The sequence below is a fragment of the Bradyrhizobium sp. USDA 4452 genome, assembly GCF_054063575.1.
The window spans coordinates 1,890,355-1,905,711 of sequence record NZ_JBSSGK010000001.1 but is presented as its reverse complement, the minus strand read 5'-3'; the positions used below and the strand labels follow the sequence as shown (position 1 = coordinate 1,905,711).

The 15,357-nt window shown below is 63.9% G+C and carries 13 protein-coding genes; 6 read left to right on the top strand and 7 right to left on the bottom strand.

Annotation, left to right across the window (positions count from 1 at the left end):
• Positions 1–202: 202 nt before the first annotated feature.
• On the bottom strand, positions 203–331 hold the full coding sequence (locus ACVISU_RS09055; protein WP_456706702.1) for a hypothetical protein: 129 nt from the start codon (positions 329–331) through the stop codon (positions 203–205).
• Between the two features lie 144 nt (positions 332–475).
• Here ACVISU_RS09055 and ACVISU_RS09050 point away from each other — a divergent pair, with 144 nt between their 5' ends.
• From ACVISU_RS09050 to ACVISU_RS09040, 3 genes are all read left to right on the top strand, one after another.
• Positions 476–3,328: a DEAD/DEAH box helicase gene (locus tag ACVISU_RS09050; protein ID WP_456706701.1), complete on the top strand. Its 2,853-nt coding sequence runs from the start codon at positions 476–478 to the stop codon at positions 3,326–3,328.
• A 784-nt stretch (positions 3,329–4,112) separates the two neighbouring features.
• Positions 4,113–5,663 (top strand): porin, encoded by a 1,551-nt coding sequence (locus tag ACVISU_RS09045; protein WP_456706700.1) that lies wholly within the window; start codon positions 4,113–4,115, stop codon positions 5,661–5,663.
• A 734-nt stretch (positions 5,664–6,397) separates the two neighbouring features.
• Positions 6,398–7,108 (top strand): hypothetical protein, encoded by a 711-nt coding sequence (locus ACVISU_RS09040; protein WP_456706699.1) that lies wholly within the window; start codon positions 6,398–6,400, stop codon positions 7,106–7,108.
• Between the two features lie 27 nt (positions 7,109–7,135).
• On the opposite strand, the gene ACVISU_RS09035 is transcribed toward ACVISU_RS09040, so the two are convergent.
• Together ACVISU_RS09035 and ACVISU_RS09030 are read right to left on the bottom strand one after the other, a co-directional pair.
• Complete coding sequence (locus tag ACVISU_RS09035; RefSeq protein WP_050404201.1) at positions 7,136–7,918, bottom strand: tetratricopeptide repeat protein; 783 nt, start codon at positions 7,916–7,918, stop codon at positions 7,136–7,138.
• Positions 7,919–8,221: 303 nt separating this feature from the next.
• Positions 8,222–9,256, bottom strand: coding sequence for an LLM class flavin-dependent oxidoreductase (locus ACVISU_RS09030; protein WP_456706698.1), 1,035 nt, complete (start codon positions 9,254–9,256; stop codon positions 8,222–8,224).
• 116 nt (positions 9,257–9,372) lie between these two features.
• On the opposite strand from ACVISU_RS09030, the gene ACVISU_RS09025 reads away from it, so the two are divergent.
• The gene (locus ACVISU_RS09025; RefSeq protein WP_456706697.1) at positions 9,373–9,495 is read left to right on the top strand and encodes a hypothetical protein; all 123 of its coding nucleotides are present in this window, start codon (positions 9,373–9,375) and stop codon (positions 9,493–9,495) included.
• Positions 9,496–9,499: 4 nt separating this feature from the next.
• Here the strand turns inward: ACVISU_RS09025 and ACVISU_RS09020 are convergent, their stop codons facing one another.
• From ACVISU_RS09020 to ACVISU_RS09010, 3 genes are all read right to left on the bottom strand, one after another.
• Positions 9,500–10,423 (bottom strand): glutathione S-transferase family protein, encoded by a 924-nt coding sequence (locus ACVISU_RS09020; protein WP_456706696.1) that lies wholly within the window; start codon positions 10,421–10,423, stop codon positions 9,500–9,502.
• A gap of 108 nt (positions 10,424–10,531) precedes the next feature.
• Positions 10,532–11,290: an SDR family NAD(P)-dependent oxidoreductase gene (locus ACVISU_RS09015; protein ID WP_456706695.1), complete on the bottom strand. Its 759-nt coding sequence runs from the start codon at positions 11,288–11,290 to the stop codon at positions 10,532–10,534.
• A 37-nt stretch (positions 11,291–11,327) separates the two neighbouring features.
• Positions 11,328–11,924: a TetR/AcrR family transcriptional regulator gene (locus ACVISU_RS09010; RefSeq protein WP_456706694.1), complete on the bottom strand. Its 597-nt coding sequence runs from the start codon at positions 11,922–11,924 to the stop codon at positions 11,328–11,330.
• Positions 11,925–12,002: 78 nt separating this feature from the next.
• On the opposite strand from ACVISU_RS09010, the gene ACVISU_RS09005 reads away from it, so the two are divergent.
• Together ACVISU_RS09005 and ACVISU_RS09000 are read left to right on the top strand one after the other, a co-directional pair.
• Positions 12,003–12,791, top strand: coding sequence for a crotonase/enoyl-CoA hydratase family protein (locus ACVISU_RS09005; RefSeq protein WP_050404205.1), 789 nt, complete (start codon positions 12,003–12,005; stop codon positions 12,789–12,791).
• A gap of 51 nt (positions 12,792–12,842) precedes the next feature.
• The gene (locus ACVISU_RS09000) at positions 12,843–13,850 is read left to right on the top strand and encodes a division plane positioning ATPase MipZ (RefSeq protein WP_456706693.1); all 1,008 of its coding nucleotides are present in this window, start codon (positions 12,843–12,845) and stop codon (positions 13,848–13,850) included.
• Between the two features lie 21 nt (positions 13,851–13,871).
• Here ACVISU_RS09000 and ACVISU_RS08995 read toward each other — a convergent pair whose 3' ends face one another.
• A complete protein-coding gene (locus tag ACVISU_RS08995; protein ID WP_456706692.1) occupies positions 13,872–15,323 on the bottom strand; it encodes a hypothetical protein in 1,452 nt (483 codons plus the stop codon).
• Positions 15,324–15,357 lie beyond the last annotated feature (34 nt).

Genomic DNA, 15,357 nt, shown 5'->3' with positions numbered 1-15,357 from the left:
TCCAACGCGAGTGCGAGACTGTATTGAGGTCGCCGGCTGCGGGCGTCGGGGGGCGCCGGCGGTCCGCGATCGACCTCGGCTGCTTGTTACCGGGCGATCGAACTTGCGCAATAACGATGGATTTGACGTGGCGAAGACCAAGAAGGCCCGCGCGGCTGCTGGCGCGAAGAAGAACAGCAAGGGATCGACGCGTTCCGGGATCTCATCCTCCTCGCCACTCGGCATGCTGGCGCTGCATCTTCTCGAGCAGTGGAAGAACTCCGGGCGTGACGGCATCGTCTTCCTTGCGGACAGCGAGAACAGGGCGGAGCGCCTCGGCAGCGTGCTGCATTCGCTCGATCCTTCGCTCGAGGTGCTGGTGTTTCCGAGGCTGAATACCTTGCCGTTCGACGGGCTGGAGCCGTCGCGCGAGATCGCCGGCCGGCGGAGCTCGGTGTTGCGGCGTCTTGCGAAGAGCAGGAAGCCGGTCTTCCTGGTGTCGACGGCCGAGGCGATCATGGAGCGGTTGCCGCTGCCCGCCAGCTGGGGCCGCCTCAGCATCAGCCTGAAGGTCGGTGCGCGCCATTCCGAGCAGGATCTCAAGGATCGTCTGGAAGCTCTGGGATACGATCTCGACGAAGAGGCGGATTATCCCGGAAGCGTCCTGTTCCACGGCATGACGTTCGAAGTGTTTCCTGCCGGCGCGCTTGGGCCGTTCAGGATCGAGCATTCCAATGGCGTGATCCGCAGGATCGCGGGGGTGGATCCCAACGAACACGACGTCGTCTTCGATACGGAGGAGCTGCTGATCGATCCGATGTCGGAACGGATCGCATTGGGAGGCAAGCGGGCCCAGCGGGCGGCGCTGCCGGATTATTGTCAGCGCGCCCGCTGGATCGCTGACGCGGGCGTCGCAGGTCACGCCGACAGCTGGCTGAGCACGATCAAGGAGGCGGCCGGCCGCAGAGAGGCGGACCGCGAGTATTTTGCGCCCGCCGACTGGAAGCGGCTGACCAAGCGCATGACTGCGCTGCCTCGCAAGGCGGCGTTCACTCCGACGCCTGATTTCTCGAAGGTGGCCTCGTCGCGAAAAGCGCTCCGCGCATTCGTCGCCGACACGCAGCGCGCCGGATCGCGGCTGCTGTTTGTTGCGGCGGTGGAGGACGACCTGCGCGCGATGGAGCGCATGAGCGGGATCAAGGCGGAGCGCGTCGCAGATTGGAGCGAGGCGGCGAAGGGGCGGAGCGGCGAAGCGGCATTGCTGGCTGACTTCGACACCGGCTTCGTCGGTTCTGGCCGCAAGCCGCTTGTCGTCGTGACGGCGACCGACGTGCTCGGCAGCCGCGCGCATCATCCGCAGCCGATGGCCAGAGCCTGGAGTGCGGCTTTCGATCATCCCGACGTGCCGGACCGCGGCGCGGTCGTCGTTCATCTGCAGCGCGGGCTGGCCGTGCTCGATGGTTTGCAAACCTACGACCTGGGGAAGGAATCATCGCGCGAGATGATCCGCCTGGCATTCGCCGGCGATGACGCCGTGCTCGTTCCGCCCGCCGACCTTGCGCTGATCTGGCCGTATGCGGCCGAGCGCGGCAGACTGACACTGGACAAAGCGGACGGAAGCACGTGGTGGGCGCGACGCACCAAAGCGGAGCAGGAGATTCAGCTTGCCGCCAAGGCGCTTGCCAAACACATCGCGCAGCGCCGCCGCCGGCGCGCGCCCAAGCTGGTCGCTCCCGGTCCCGCATACGAGCGGTTCGTCGCGCGCTTTCCGTATTTCACGACAGTCGACCAGGCAAAGGCAATCCGGGACGTGCTGGATGATCTTGCATCGGGTCATCCGATGGACCGGGTGGTCTGCGGCGATGTCGGGTTTGGCAAGACCGAGGTTGCGTTGCGCGCGGCGGCGGCGGTTGCCCTGTCAGGCAAGCAGGTTGCCGTCGTCGTGCCGACGACCGTTCTGGCAAGACAGCACGTCGCAACGTTCCGCAAACGGTTCGCGCCGCTCGGCATCGACGTCGGCAGCTTGTCACGCGCAACGTCGGCTGCGGAGATGAAGCAGACGAAGCAAGCTCTGCGAAGCGGAAAGATGAAGGTCGTGGTCGGCACCCAGGCGATCACCGCGAAGGACGTCAAATTCGCCAGGCTGAGCCTCGTCATTGTCGACGAAGAGCAACACTTCGGGGCGGCGGAGAAGGCCAAGCTTTCGGGCCTGGCGAAGAGCGTCCATACGCTCTGGATGAGTGCTACGCCGATCCCGCGCACGCTTGCGGCAGGTCTCGCCGGATTCAGGGACCTCAGCGTGATCGCATCCCCGCCGGTGCATCGGCTTCCGGTCGTGACCAAGATTGCGCCGCTTTCGGATGCCGCTATTGCCGCCGCCCTGCTGCGCGAGCAGCGACGTCACGGACAGAGTTTCCTGATCTGTCCGCGCATCCAGGACCTAGATCCGCTGCTGGCGCGCGTGCAGGCGGTGGCCCCGGAGCTGCGCATCGTTTGCCTGCATGGCAGGCTGCCGGCCGACGAGCTTGACGACCGAATGATGAGCTTCGTCGAAGGCGAGGCCGACGTGTTGCTCGCGACCAACATCGTGGAAAGCGGTCTCGACATTCCCCGGGCGAACACCATCGTGGTCTGTTGGCCGGAGAAGTTTGGTCTGGCGCAGCTCCACCAACTCAGGGGGCGGGTGGGACGCGGCGGCACGCGCGCCTTCGCGTACATGCTGACGGAAACGAATTCGGAGCAATCGGGCAAGCGGTTAGCCGTTCTCGAGGAGTTCAGCAAACCAGGCGCCGGTTTCGCGATCAGCGAGCGCGATCTGGACCTCAGAGGTGCGGGGGATCTGCTTTCCGAGCGGCAATCCGGCCACGTGCAGGTATTCGGGCCGGTGCTCTACAGCCACCTTCTGAAACAGGCTTCGGAAAAGACCAACGACCGGGCTGCGGATCTTTGGGTGCCCGATCTCAACCTTCCACTCGCGGATCTGCTGCCCAGGAGTTACGTGCAATCGGAATCGATGCGCCTCGAAATCTATGGCCGCGTCGCGCGGTGCCGGAGCGAAGACGATCTGGAAGATCTGGAGGAAGAGACCTCTCGCCGTTTCGGCAAGCTGCCGTCGGCCGGGAGGGATTTCTTCACGGCGGCAAGGCTCAGGATTGATTGCAAGCGGCGAGGTATCGTGAGGCTCGACGTCGGGCCGGAGGCCGTCGCAGCGACGTTCCTCCCGGGGCGGCTGCCGAAATCCAGAGCACGATCATTACAACGCGACGGCGATCGCGTTTTTTACTCAGGCAAGACCAACGAACCGCCGTTCGAGCGGATCGATGATCTGCTCGATATATTGGACGAGTGAGTACGACGTTACTCCTGGCCACGCCTTCATCGTCGGTATTCCCTGACGCGAACGATCACGCCGCCGCTTCGCGGCTCGTGCTCTCTCTTTTCAGCGACGGACTTCATCGCGCGGCGGCTGCAGAGAACAAATCGACTGATTCCGTCCGCTGACATCGCCGTGACATGTAGCGCCGGTAGTGCAGATGCGAGGCGGTCCGTCCGCCGTCTTCCAGCCTGCTCCGAGCAATCGGAATGCCCCCTTCCAGGTGTGAGTCGACGGTATCTGGAGCGGGCTATGTCGTTCAGATACCGGCATTTTTGAGCTCAAATATTGTGCACGGAGCCGGAATCAGCGGCGCCGGAGCGGGCTTCGATTTTCGCTTTCTCAGTAGGAATACGCGTTTTGCACATCGTTCCGCCCGGTGTTGCCCAAACTTGTGCCCGCTAGCGGTATCTCAAATATTTCCGTTGTATTTCAATGACTTGACGAAATACCGCAGTTCAAATGCCCGTGATATTTGTGCAACATTTGCCCGAAAACAGCCGTAACTTACCTCAACGCGAGCGGTCTTTTGTTGCGTGATCGGGGGCCTTCTGTCTCATATGGAACTGCGACGGAGGGGGGCATCCCAAGGTCGTCCCGTTCTAGGTGGTTCGCTTAAGTCCCTCGCGTTCATGCGGGTGTGTCCGAAGGCGCGAAGCGACTGAGCGGGGATTTAAGGGACAAAGGGAACCAACCTGAGGGTGTTGCTACCCGGCGGAACCGGAACCTTCCCTGAGAAAGAGCAACTTGGAGGTTTAACATGAAGATGGTTAAGAGCCTTATCCTCGGCTCGGCGGCGGCTCTCGTCGCGGTCGGCGGAGCTCAGGCGGCCGATCTTCCCGTCAAGGCCAAAGCGGTCGAGTACGTGAAGGTTTGCTCCCTGTATGGTCCCGGTTTCTATTACATCCCGGGCACCGATACCTGTATCAAGCTGGGCGGCTACCTGCGCGTCGACGTCCTGGCGAACACCAACTCGGACCACACCGGCAACACCTCGGGTGCCGCCGGCGCACAGAACCGGTTCACCAACGGCTACACCTGGCGCTCTCGTGAAGACCTGAACATCGATACGCGCACCGCGACCGAGTACGGCGTCGTCCGCACCTTCTTCGATGCGACGTTCTCGTGGACGACGGACACCTACGCTGGTCTGGGCACCGGCGCGACCGTTTACTCGCCGATCGGTACGGTTGGTGCGCCGAACAACGCTGGTTCGGGCAACGTGGCCGCCGGTACCGTCGGCGTCTACTACGCCTTCATCCAGTTCGCCGGCTTCACCATGGGTAAGGCGGTCTCGCAGTTCTCGGCTCCGTGGGCCAACTATCCGGGCAACAACTTCGACGGTCTCGTCGGCGGCGGCGGTACGATCACTGGTGTGAACCAGTTCACCTACACCGCTCAGTTCGGCAACGGCGTGTCGCTGTCTCTGTCGGCTCAGGATCAGACGGCCTACTATCAGGCTGGCGTGAACAACATCCTCGCGGGTGGCGCTTACGGCACCAGCGACTACGCCGGCACGATTTCGCCGGACCTCGTCGCGATGCTGCGCGTCGACCAGGCTTGGGGTCTGTTCCAGGCGTCGTTCGCGGCGCATGACAACCACGCGGCCTACTACGGCGGCACTGAGTTGACCGGTCATCCGGACGACAAGTGGGGCTGGGCTGGTCAGTTGGCCTTGTCGATCAAGAACATCCCGACCGGACCTGGCGACACCATCAACTTGCAGGGCGTCTACACCAACGGTGCGACGCGCTACAACATTCAGGACCTCGCTGGTTCGGCTGGTGCCAACACCATTTATGGTGGAACCAATCTGCCGGGCGTGTACCAGAGCGTTGGTCTCGGTATTGCTCCTGACAGCGTGTTCGGTGCCATCGGCGGCGTGAACACCGGGCAGCAGCTGGTCACGACCTGGGGTTTCCGCGGTGCATACGTGCACAACTGGAACCCCTACTGGAACACCTCGATCTACGGTGCTTATGCCGGCATCACCTACAACGATACGGCTAAGACCCTGCTCTGCGGCGTCGGTGGCGTGGGCGGCTCGGTCCGTACCACCCTCAATGCTCTGGGCGGCGCGATCACCACCTGCAACCCCGACTACAACATCGCGCAGATTGGTACCCAGACCCAGTGGACCCCGGTCAAGAACCTGACTTTCACGGCAGACCTGACCTACACCCACCTGGATCAGAAGTACGCTGGTACGGTCTCGGCGCCCAGCGCCACGATCGGCAAGCCTGCTGCTCTTTACGAGCTGAAGGACCAGAATACGGTTACCCTGCTGCTCCGCGCTCAGCGCAACTGGTAATACCGGTTGATCTGACTGCAAGCTAACAGAGCCCCCGGTGGAAACGCCGGGGGTTTTTGCTTTACCCGGTGGTGACTGCTCACTAGCCATTTTTCTTTCGCGCGACGTCATAATTGGGTCATTGACGCAGACCAATCCACGGCGGACGTTTGTCCTGCCATGACGGTAGCCCAACAAATAGTTCGTATAATCCGCGAGCAGCCAGGTCTCACAGAGCGCCAACTTGCTGAGCGCATCTTCGGGGAGGGAGCCTCCATACAGCGCGTCAATCCAACGTGCCGAAAGTTAGTGGCGATGGGTTGGCTGCAACGGCATGGCCGAGGATGGGCGGCGGATCCGTTCACCTATCATCCTGCGAAACCTAACCTCTGAGCCGAGAGAGTTCGGCTGATCCGTTTATCGCGATGAAGGGCTATCGCAAGGATTCGAAATTGCCCATAGGGAGGCGTCGATAAGGCGAGTTACAAATTGATCTAACGCTCGTTAAACGAACGCTCCAGCATAACGAGATTCTATGACGTTGAAGCTTGCTCTCCCCCCGGAATTCCATAAACCGACAAAGAACTTTTAAGCCCATAGTTGTTCCGCTGGTGTGTGTCAGAGCCAACAAAAGGCCCTGTCCTCCAGCCACTTCTTAGTCTGCTAGCGACCGTAGACGTTCACGCTTGTTCGCGAAAACACGCTTTAATGGCTGCGACGCATTGATGTCGTCCATCAGGAGATCGGAGCGCCCAATGTCCACCACCAACAGGCTGACGCTCAATTTCCGCTGCCCGGCGGAGCTTGAGGGGCTGATACCGCGGCCCATTCCGGCAGCGCAGGGCATTCCCGACTGGCTCAAGGCCATGCCTGCGACGGCCTTCTCTTCGATCAACCTGCACGACGAGGACACCATCAAGCGCTGCCCGCCATTCGTGGACGCGATGACCTGCGGGTTCCTGCTGCCGCTGGTCTGCGATCTCAAGGTCGAGGATGGCGAAATCACCTGGGACCACGACCTGCCGCCGGGAGGCACACCCGAATTTCCGCGTTCGCCGATCGGATTTCACGATCCGGGTCAGGTCAGCGGCACACCATTGTTCGAAGCGGGCCGCTTCTTTCTCAAATTCCACAATCTGTGGACCGTCGAGGCGCCCGAAGGCTACGCGATCTACTTCACGCATCCCGTCAACCGCTTCGACCTGCCGTTCACCACACTCAGCGGCCTGGTCAATTCCGACCTCTATACCGACAATTGGGTGCACTTCCCGGCATACTGGCACGACCGGAATTTCCGAGGTGTCCTCCCGAAGGGGACCCCCATCGCGCAATGCATTCCGGTCAAACGAGACGACTGGATCGCAGAGACATCTTCCTTCACCGCGGAACAAGCCAAGCGCGTCGGTGAATTCCGGAGTGAGCTCAAGCGCCAGCCCAACCTCTACCGCAGAAAATTCAGGGCCTGAGGCGCGACGAGATTTCGTTCAATCCGCTCAGCCTGCTTCCCCGCCGAGGAATTTCGCAGCGTCGCTCTGCGCGAAGAAGAAGCGGCCACGCGATCCCGCGGCCATGACGAACGCCGCGCGTCCCAGAAGCTGGGGCTGACCACGAATGACGGAACGCAGCTCCGCTTCGGCAGCGTCCCGCTCACCCTGCTCGAATAGCGATGTGGCAAGGTAGGCGCGGGTCGAGCGATCATCGGGGTACTGGGCAAGCACGCGACGGAACGCATCGGCGGCCGCGGTGTAGTCGCCGTGCAGGATCAGGACCCGCCCGAGTTGGTTGAGAACGTCGGGGCGTCCCGGCGCAGCATCGCGCGCGGCGGTCAGGACACGCGCAGCCCGCGCGAAGTCATTGGTATCATGCAGCAGCCGCCCGAGATCAAGCTTCAGATCGACGCTGTCAGGGGCCAGCGCGAGGCCGGCCTCGACCGTGCTGATCGCCTCGTCGTATTGACCGGCCTTGGCAAGCTGCCCGGCGAGTTCCTGAAATGAAGGGAGATATGGCGGGCGGCGTGCAACCGTGCGCCGAAGCTGTGCCAAGCCGTCCGTGGCCCGCCCCGCACCGCACAACAATGCGCCAAGCAACGTCTCGACCTCGCCATCGTCGCCGCGGCGCGCAACCCGCTCGAGCGGCGCAATCGCCTCGGCTTCCCGCTTCTGTCCCCTCAAAGCATGGGCGAGCAGAAGCGCCGCGTTCCTGTCTGTGCGGCTGGATTTCAGGATATTGACTGCAATCTGCTCCGCCTGAGCGAATTGCTGCGTTCGTAACGCCATTGCGCCTTGTTGCAGCGCTTGAGCGAGGAAATTGTTTTGCCTGCCACTCACGGGAAGCTTCCGGAGAATGCGAGAGAGAATGTCATTCGGACTTAGCCTGCGCCCCTCTGCGCGTCCATCAACAGTCTCGTGAAAGCACGACATGATGACAACCGGAGCAATCCGCTTGCCAGAACACCCTGACCATGATGCTCAAAGTCCAGCGCAACTGGTGGATCCCGGTCGACCACTGAGATGATCTAACAGAGCCCCCGGCGCTAAAACGCCGGGGGTTTTTGCCTTTCAAGAGCTGGCTCTCGTCGATCAGGCGGCGAGCATGTCGCGCACCATCGGCACCACCTTGCTGCCGTAGAGCTCGATGCTCTTCATCAGTTTCTCGTGCGGCAGCGGCCCCGCCGAATATTTCAGCTGGAAGCGCGCCGCGCCGAGCGCCTTCACGGTCGCCGCGATCTTGCGGGCGACGGTTTCCGGCGCGCCGACATAGAGCGACCCATGCTCGGCCTCGGCGACGAACTCGTCGCGGCCCATCGGCGGCCAGCCGCGCTCCTTGCCGATTCGGTCGCGCATCACCTTGTAGTCGGGCCACAGCTCCTCGCGGGCCTGTGCGTCGGTCTCGGCGACGTAGCCTGGCGAATGCACACCGATCGGCTGCGGCGTCCGGCCGAACTGCTGGTAGGCGCGCTGGTGCAGGTCGACATAGGGCGCAAACCGCTTGGGATCGCCGCCGATGATCGCGAGCATCAGCGGCAGGTCGTAATGCGCCGCGCGCACCACCGATTCGGGGCTCCCGCCGACGCCGATCCAGGTCTTGAGCCGGCCGTGCTCGACCGGCGGATAGACCGACTGGCCCTTGAGCGGCGGCCGCAGCTTGCCTTCCCAGCTCACCGGCTCCTGCTTCAGGAGCTCGGTGAACAAATTGAGCTTCTCCTCGAACAGCTCGTTGTATTGCCTGAGGTCGAAGCCGAACAGCGGGAACGACTCGGTGAACGAGCCGCGGCCGAGGATCACCTCGGCGCGGCCGTTCGAGACCGCGTCGACGGTGGCGAAGCGCTGGAACACGCGGATCGGATCGTCCGAGCTGAGCACGGTCACCGCGGAGCCGAGGCGGATGTTCTGGGTGCGCGCGGCGATCGCCGCCAGCACGGTCTCGGGAGAGGAGATCGCAAAGTCGGCCCGGTGGTGCTCGCCGAGCCCGATGAAATCGATCCCGAGCTGATCGGCCAGCACCGCTTCGTCGACGACGTTGCGGATCACCTGGGCGTGGGGCAGCGGCGCGCCGGCCGCACCCTTGGTGACGTCGCCGAATGTGTCGAGCCCGAATTCGAGAGAGGTCGTCATCGCATAGTCCAGTTGTCGGCGTGGCGGAGCATCCGCCACGGGCCACCCATCGCACGCGGGCCGAAAGGTCGTGGTGCTGCGGAGATATCCGCAAGCCTGCGCTGTGGAGCCTCTGGTTGGAGATGCAGCAGAACTATGGCCTGTTCGCCGACCGGCAAGGTCACGTCGCGAAACGCAGCGTTTCCAGGCCGCTTGTATCCGGCCGTGGTTTCGAGGCTGCGGCGATCAGCCCGCGGTGACCAGTCAGCCCGGGATGACCAGGAAGCCGGCCCGCGGGAAATGCACCACCACCTCGCCTGTGCGATCGTCTGACCGGCGGATCGCGATGTGCTGTGCCGACAGCGAGACGATCTCGCCGCGGACCGGGACCTTGCCGTAGTCATCCGGCATCACGCTGACGATATCGCCGGGCTTGCGGCCGTTCGGATCCGCGGGGTCGCCGAAAACCGGCGACTCCGGCTGCGCCTTCGCCGCGATCTCGAGCGCGTCGGCCGACGATATCTCCGTGCGCGTGCCGTGGCCGATGGCGCGGATGCGCTGCTCCCAGGCCGCAACGCGCGGGAAGTGCTTCATGATCTCGTCCATCGTGGCGAGGCTCTGCCGCGCGTACCACACGTTCATGTAAGCGTTGACGTCGGCGAGGCTGAACTCGCCGAACAGCCATGATCGGCCATCGCCGAGTTGCGTCTCGATCCAGTCGACATTGGCGCGGAACTGGTCGCGCATCTGCGGCAGCGCTGCAGTCATGGCGGCGACGTCGAACTTGGCGCCGCGCAGCTTCTCGCGATCCGCGATGAATTCCTGCGGGACCTTGTCGCCGATGAAGCCGAATACGAGGTTCACCGTGCTCTGGAAGAACGGCCGGTCGCTCCACATGCCGAGCGCCCAAGGCATCCCGGCATTGCCGGCGGGAAACAGCGTCGGCACCGGATAGCGCCGCTCCAGCTCGCGGACGATGATCTGGGTGTCGCAATAGATGTCCGCGCCGATCTGCATCGTCGGCGTGCGGCGATAGCCGCCGGTCATCGGCATCAGGTCCGGCCGCGGCATGATGCGGGAGATCCGCACCGACTTCCAGGCCAGCTTCTTGAATCCGAAGATGACGCGGATCTTCTCGGAGAACGGCGATTGATCGAAATGATGCAGGATCGGCATGGGCTGCGACATGGCCTTCTCCCGGGATATGGGCGTGATCTCCTCGGATATGGCCACTTAGCCTGACAAGATTTCGCGGGATCGCAACCCATTTCTCCCCGGAAAATGACGCGCGCGCCGTCAGAACGGCTCCGCCCATGGCCGCAGGTCGAGCTCCAGCGTCCATGCACTGCGATGCTGGTGATGCAGCACCCAATAGGCGTCCGCGATCGCCGCGATGTTGAGCAGCCCATCCGGCCCGCGGTCGTCCTTCAATTGCGGACGCAGGCTCAGCAGGCGATCGCCCTCGATGCCGCCGTCGACCACGACATGGCCGACATGGATGCCTTGCGGCCCGAATTCCCGCGCCACGCTCTGCGCCAGCGCCCGTAGCGCGGCCTTGGCGGAGGCGAACGGTGCGTAATTGGCCTTGCCGCGCAGGGATCCGCTGGCGCCGGTGAACACCAGCGTGCCGCCGCCGCGCGCCAGCAGGGCGGGGATGGCGGCCTGCGCGAGCTGGAAGCCGCCGAGCGCGTGCTCGCGCCAGTGCTCCTCGAAGCGCTGCTCGCTGACCTTGAGAAACGGCGCCGGCCGGTTGGAGCCGGCGTTGTGCACCGCCATCGCGAGCGGCGCGAGCTTCCCGGCCGCCTCGACGAAGCGGGCGGCACCCGCTGCCGTCGAGGCATCGCCGACGACATGGGTGACCCTGGCGCCGCTTGCTGCGAGCTCGGCCGCAGTCGCGGCGAGCTTCTCGGCATTGCGCCCGGCGATCGCGACGGGATAGCCGCCGGCCGCAAAGCGGCGCGCAATCGCGGCGCCGAGGCCGTTGGATGCGCCGACGCCGGCGATCAGCACGCTGCCTTGCACCGCGGTCGGCTCGAGGTTGGATCGGTCGTTCATGGCTTGCTCCATCCAGGTGCCCGCGGTGCAGGCGACATCATTCGTCGGACGCCATCGCGACGATGCCGTCGCGCACCGTGCGCAGAACCGCGTCGGATCGCTTCGGATCGGTCAGCACGCGCGAGATCGCAAGCGCGCCGACCATCGCGCTGACCGCGACGATCGCACGGGAATCGTCATCGTCGCCGAACGTCTCGGCGACCTTGGCGATGAAGGACTCGATGTGCGGCTCCATCACCGCGCGGCATTGTTCGTCGGCGCGGCCGACATCGGAGATCAGCGCGCCGATCGCGCAGCCCGACTTGGACGAGTCGCGATGGGCGCGGCTGAGATAGCTTCGCACCAGGGCGTTGACGCTGACCGGCTTGTCGGGATCGCGCGCTGCGTGCGCCGAAGCTTCGCCTGCATTTAGCGCCTGCTGCAGCGCCGCGGCGATCAGCTCGGAACGCGAGGCAAAATGCCCATAGAAGCCGCCATGGGTCAGCTTCACCTGCTGCATCAGGCTGCCAATGCTGAGCGCGTCGAGCCCCTTGTCGCGGATCTGGCTCGCCGCCTCGTTCAGAATCCGCTCACGGCTCCTGGCCTTGTCGGCCTGGGAATGGCCCATGTCGGTCAACCCCTGTTTGACTCTCATTCTGGATTATGACCATCATGCATCTGGATGACAAGCATCATCCAGAAAAATTGTCAGTCACAAGGCAGGGAGGAGCAGATGTCCGGCAGCGCGAGCGAGGGGCGGGTCCGTCACGAGCGGCACGACCGCATCTTGAAGATCATCATCGACAATCCCGCGAAGAAGAATGCCTTCAGCCCGGAGATGATGGCTGAGCTGTCCGACGCGCTGACACTGCTCGACACTGACGACGGTCTCTGGGTCGGCGTGCTCTGTGCCGCCGGCGGCAGTTTCACCGCAGGCCTCGACATGCCGAAATTCTTCGGTCCGACCGCGTCGCGCAAGCCGCTGCCGGAGGGCAACGTCGATCCGTTCGGATTGTCGAAGCGGTGCCGCAAGCCGATCATCACGGCGGTGCAGGGCATCGTGTTCACCGTCGGCATCGAGATGATGCTGGCCGGCGATATCGTTATTGCCGCGGACGACAGCCGCTTCTGCCAGATGGAGGCGAAGCGCGGCATCGCGCCGCTGGCCGGGGCGCATTTCCGCTACATCAGCCGCGCCGGTTGGGGCGATGCGATGTATCACCTCCTGCTGTGCGACGAGTTCACCGCCGCGGAAGCGCATCGGATCGGCCTCGTGCAGGAAGTCGTGCCGGCCGGTCAGCAGATCGAACGGGCGATGGCGCTAGCCGAGATCATCGCGCGCAACGCGCCGCTCGGAATCCAGGTGACGAAAGAGGCCGGCCGCAAGTTCATCGAAGCCGGCGAGCAGGCGGCGATTGCGATCATCCCGCAGATCCGCGAACGCGTGCTCAACACGGCTGACGCGGCCGAGGGCATCAAGTCATTCGTGGAGCGCCGGGCCGCGGTGTTCCAGGGACGCTAATCCCAGGGCGCAAGCCTAGCGAGACACGCTGCGTTCACGATACGTGCACGGATGGCGGCTGTGACAATGTTGTCGCAGCCGCATCTATTTCGATCGCGACGACCGTACGACGACTCTTGTCGGGATTCATCGAATCAGGGAGATTCGAATCCATTCATTAAATTCGATTTCGTCCCGCTTTCACTCAAGCGTCCGGTATGGATTCCCATGACAAACGCACGAGTAATTGTAATCGGAAATAACAAGGGCGGCTCGGGCAAGTCGACAATTGCCATGCACGTCGCCATCGCGCTGATCAAGGCAGGTCAGCGTGTCGCCACCATCGATCTCGACAACAAGCAGAAGTCGCTGACGCATTACGTCGAGAACCGTCGGGATTGGGCGCGGGAAACCTCGCTGGATCTTGGTATTCCCGCACACATGTGCTTCGAGACGGTGAGCGGCCGGAGCAGCGAGGTCGAGACGCTCGGGCGCAGCGCACTTGGTGAGATCGTCGAGCGGCTCAGCCGGTCGCATGATTTCGTCGTCATCGACTGCCCCGGCCACGACACCTATCTGACGACGTTCACGCATTCGCTGGCCAACACGCTGATTACGCCGCTGAACGACAGCTTCGTCGACTTCGACGTGCTCGGCACCGTCGATCCGAACGACTTCAAGGTGACCGGGATCAGCCATTATTCGAAGATGGTGGAGGAAGCGCGCCGCGAGCGCAGCGCGCACGATCAGCCGGCATTCGAGTGGGTGGTGCTGCGCAACCGCCTCTCGACGCTCGGATCGCGCAACAAGCGTCTGGTCGGCGAGGCCCTCAGCGAACTGTCGAAGACGCTGAATTTCCGCCTGGTCGACGGCCTGGCCGAGCGCGTGATCTTCCGCGAGTTCTATCCACGCGGACTGACCGCGGTCGACGATGTCAATCAGCTCGCGCTCGGCGGCCGGCCGACCATGTCGCACGTCACCGCATGGCTTGAGATGGAGCGACTGATGACGGCGATCATGCTCAGCCATCTGGTGGCGCGCCCGGCGGAGTCGGTCGACGCCAACCGCGACGCGGCATAGGCGAGGTCGGATCGCTGATCGCTACCGGCAGTCGGCGTTGCCCGCATTGGCAACGGTCAGGAACGTGATCGTTGCGGGAGCGAAGACGATCGCTCCAGCGGGAGCCGGCTCGCCATTCAGGGCGGGCAGCTGATCGGAAGGCCCGAGCGCAAGCGTGTTGCCGTTGAGCCGAACATTGCCGTCGACAAGCCTTTCGCTCGCCAATGTGTAGCGTTGCGAGGCCGCCGGCAGTGTCAGCCTGCGCCGCATCCGCCGATCATTGTTGATGACGAGCAGGGCCATTCCATCAGGCGCATCACGCGCGCAATGTGCATAGACGTGCAGACCAGGCTGCTCGGCGACGCGGGCATCGAGCACGGTGGTTCCCATGAGCCGTCGCCATAGCAGCGCGGCCCAGTAGTTCGGCCGCGGCAGATGGTTTTCCTCGTCGAGCAGCCCGTAGTCGCTCGCGGCAAGCGTGTTGTGCATTACCACCTGAACGCCGGCCTTGGCGAGCCGCCCGAGCTGATCGAGATAGCGGAACGTATCGGTGAAGGTCGCGGCCCAGGGATTGCCGCCGCATGCAGTCTCCGCGGTCTCGGTCAGCCAGATCGGCTTGCCCGGCGCAAGCCGGTCGCGCAGCGCTCGGTAGAAGGCGAATGTCCTGCCGGTTCGTGACAGCCATTGGTCCGACAATGCCCGCGTCGCCGTGCGATCGCCGGCGCATCGCGCCGAGAGCGCGCCATAATGATGGTAGGAGACCGCGTCGATGCCTTGTGCCGAGACGGTGAAGCGCGCTCGAGCATCCGCGCCGGTGCCGATCGTGCCCGGGCCGAGGATCGCCACGTCGGGTGCGGCCTCCTTCATGAATGCGCGGAACGTTGCAAAATCGCGGCCGTAGGCTGCGGCATCGTAGTGCTCGGGGGCGCTGCCGATGGCCGGCAGATCGGGCTCGTTCATGAACTCAGCTGCAGCGATCTGGCCGCCGGTCGATTTCGTGAAAGCGAGAAGTTGCCCGGCCTGTTCGGAGGTCCATCGCCCTCCAGCGTCACGCGTGCCGGTGCTGATCGCAAAGGACGTGACGATGGGAGCGCCGACGGCAAGCGAGAAGTCGATCACGTCCCGCCACTGCTGTCGCGTCAGCACGCCCTTGAAGCCAGCCGGCGGCGCAGCCAGTGGCGCGTCGGAATCCGCAAAGAACGTGCTGTTGGCCCAGGTCCCGCTGACGCGTAGGTATGCGGGCGCGAGAGCCGCTGCGAGCTTGCGTAGCCGGCCATCGTGCAGATCGATCGGCGTGCGCGCCGCGAACCGTTCCGGCTTTGCACCCGGCCTTGCGGCGGCATAGGGCTTCCAGAATTGCCCGCCGGTCACCTCAACCATCTCGATGTTGTAGGACTGGAAGCGCGGGTCGATGGTCGCGACGCGAGGCATCGTCGCGACGTCAAGCGTCGGTTCTGCCGCGGTTGCCCTCGCGTAGACGAAGACGGCGGCCATGGCCCAGGCGACGCATGCGATGCGGCGACGCGGA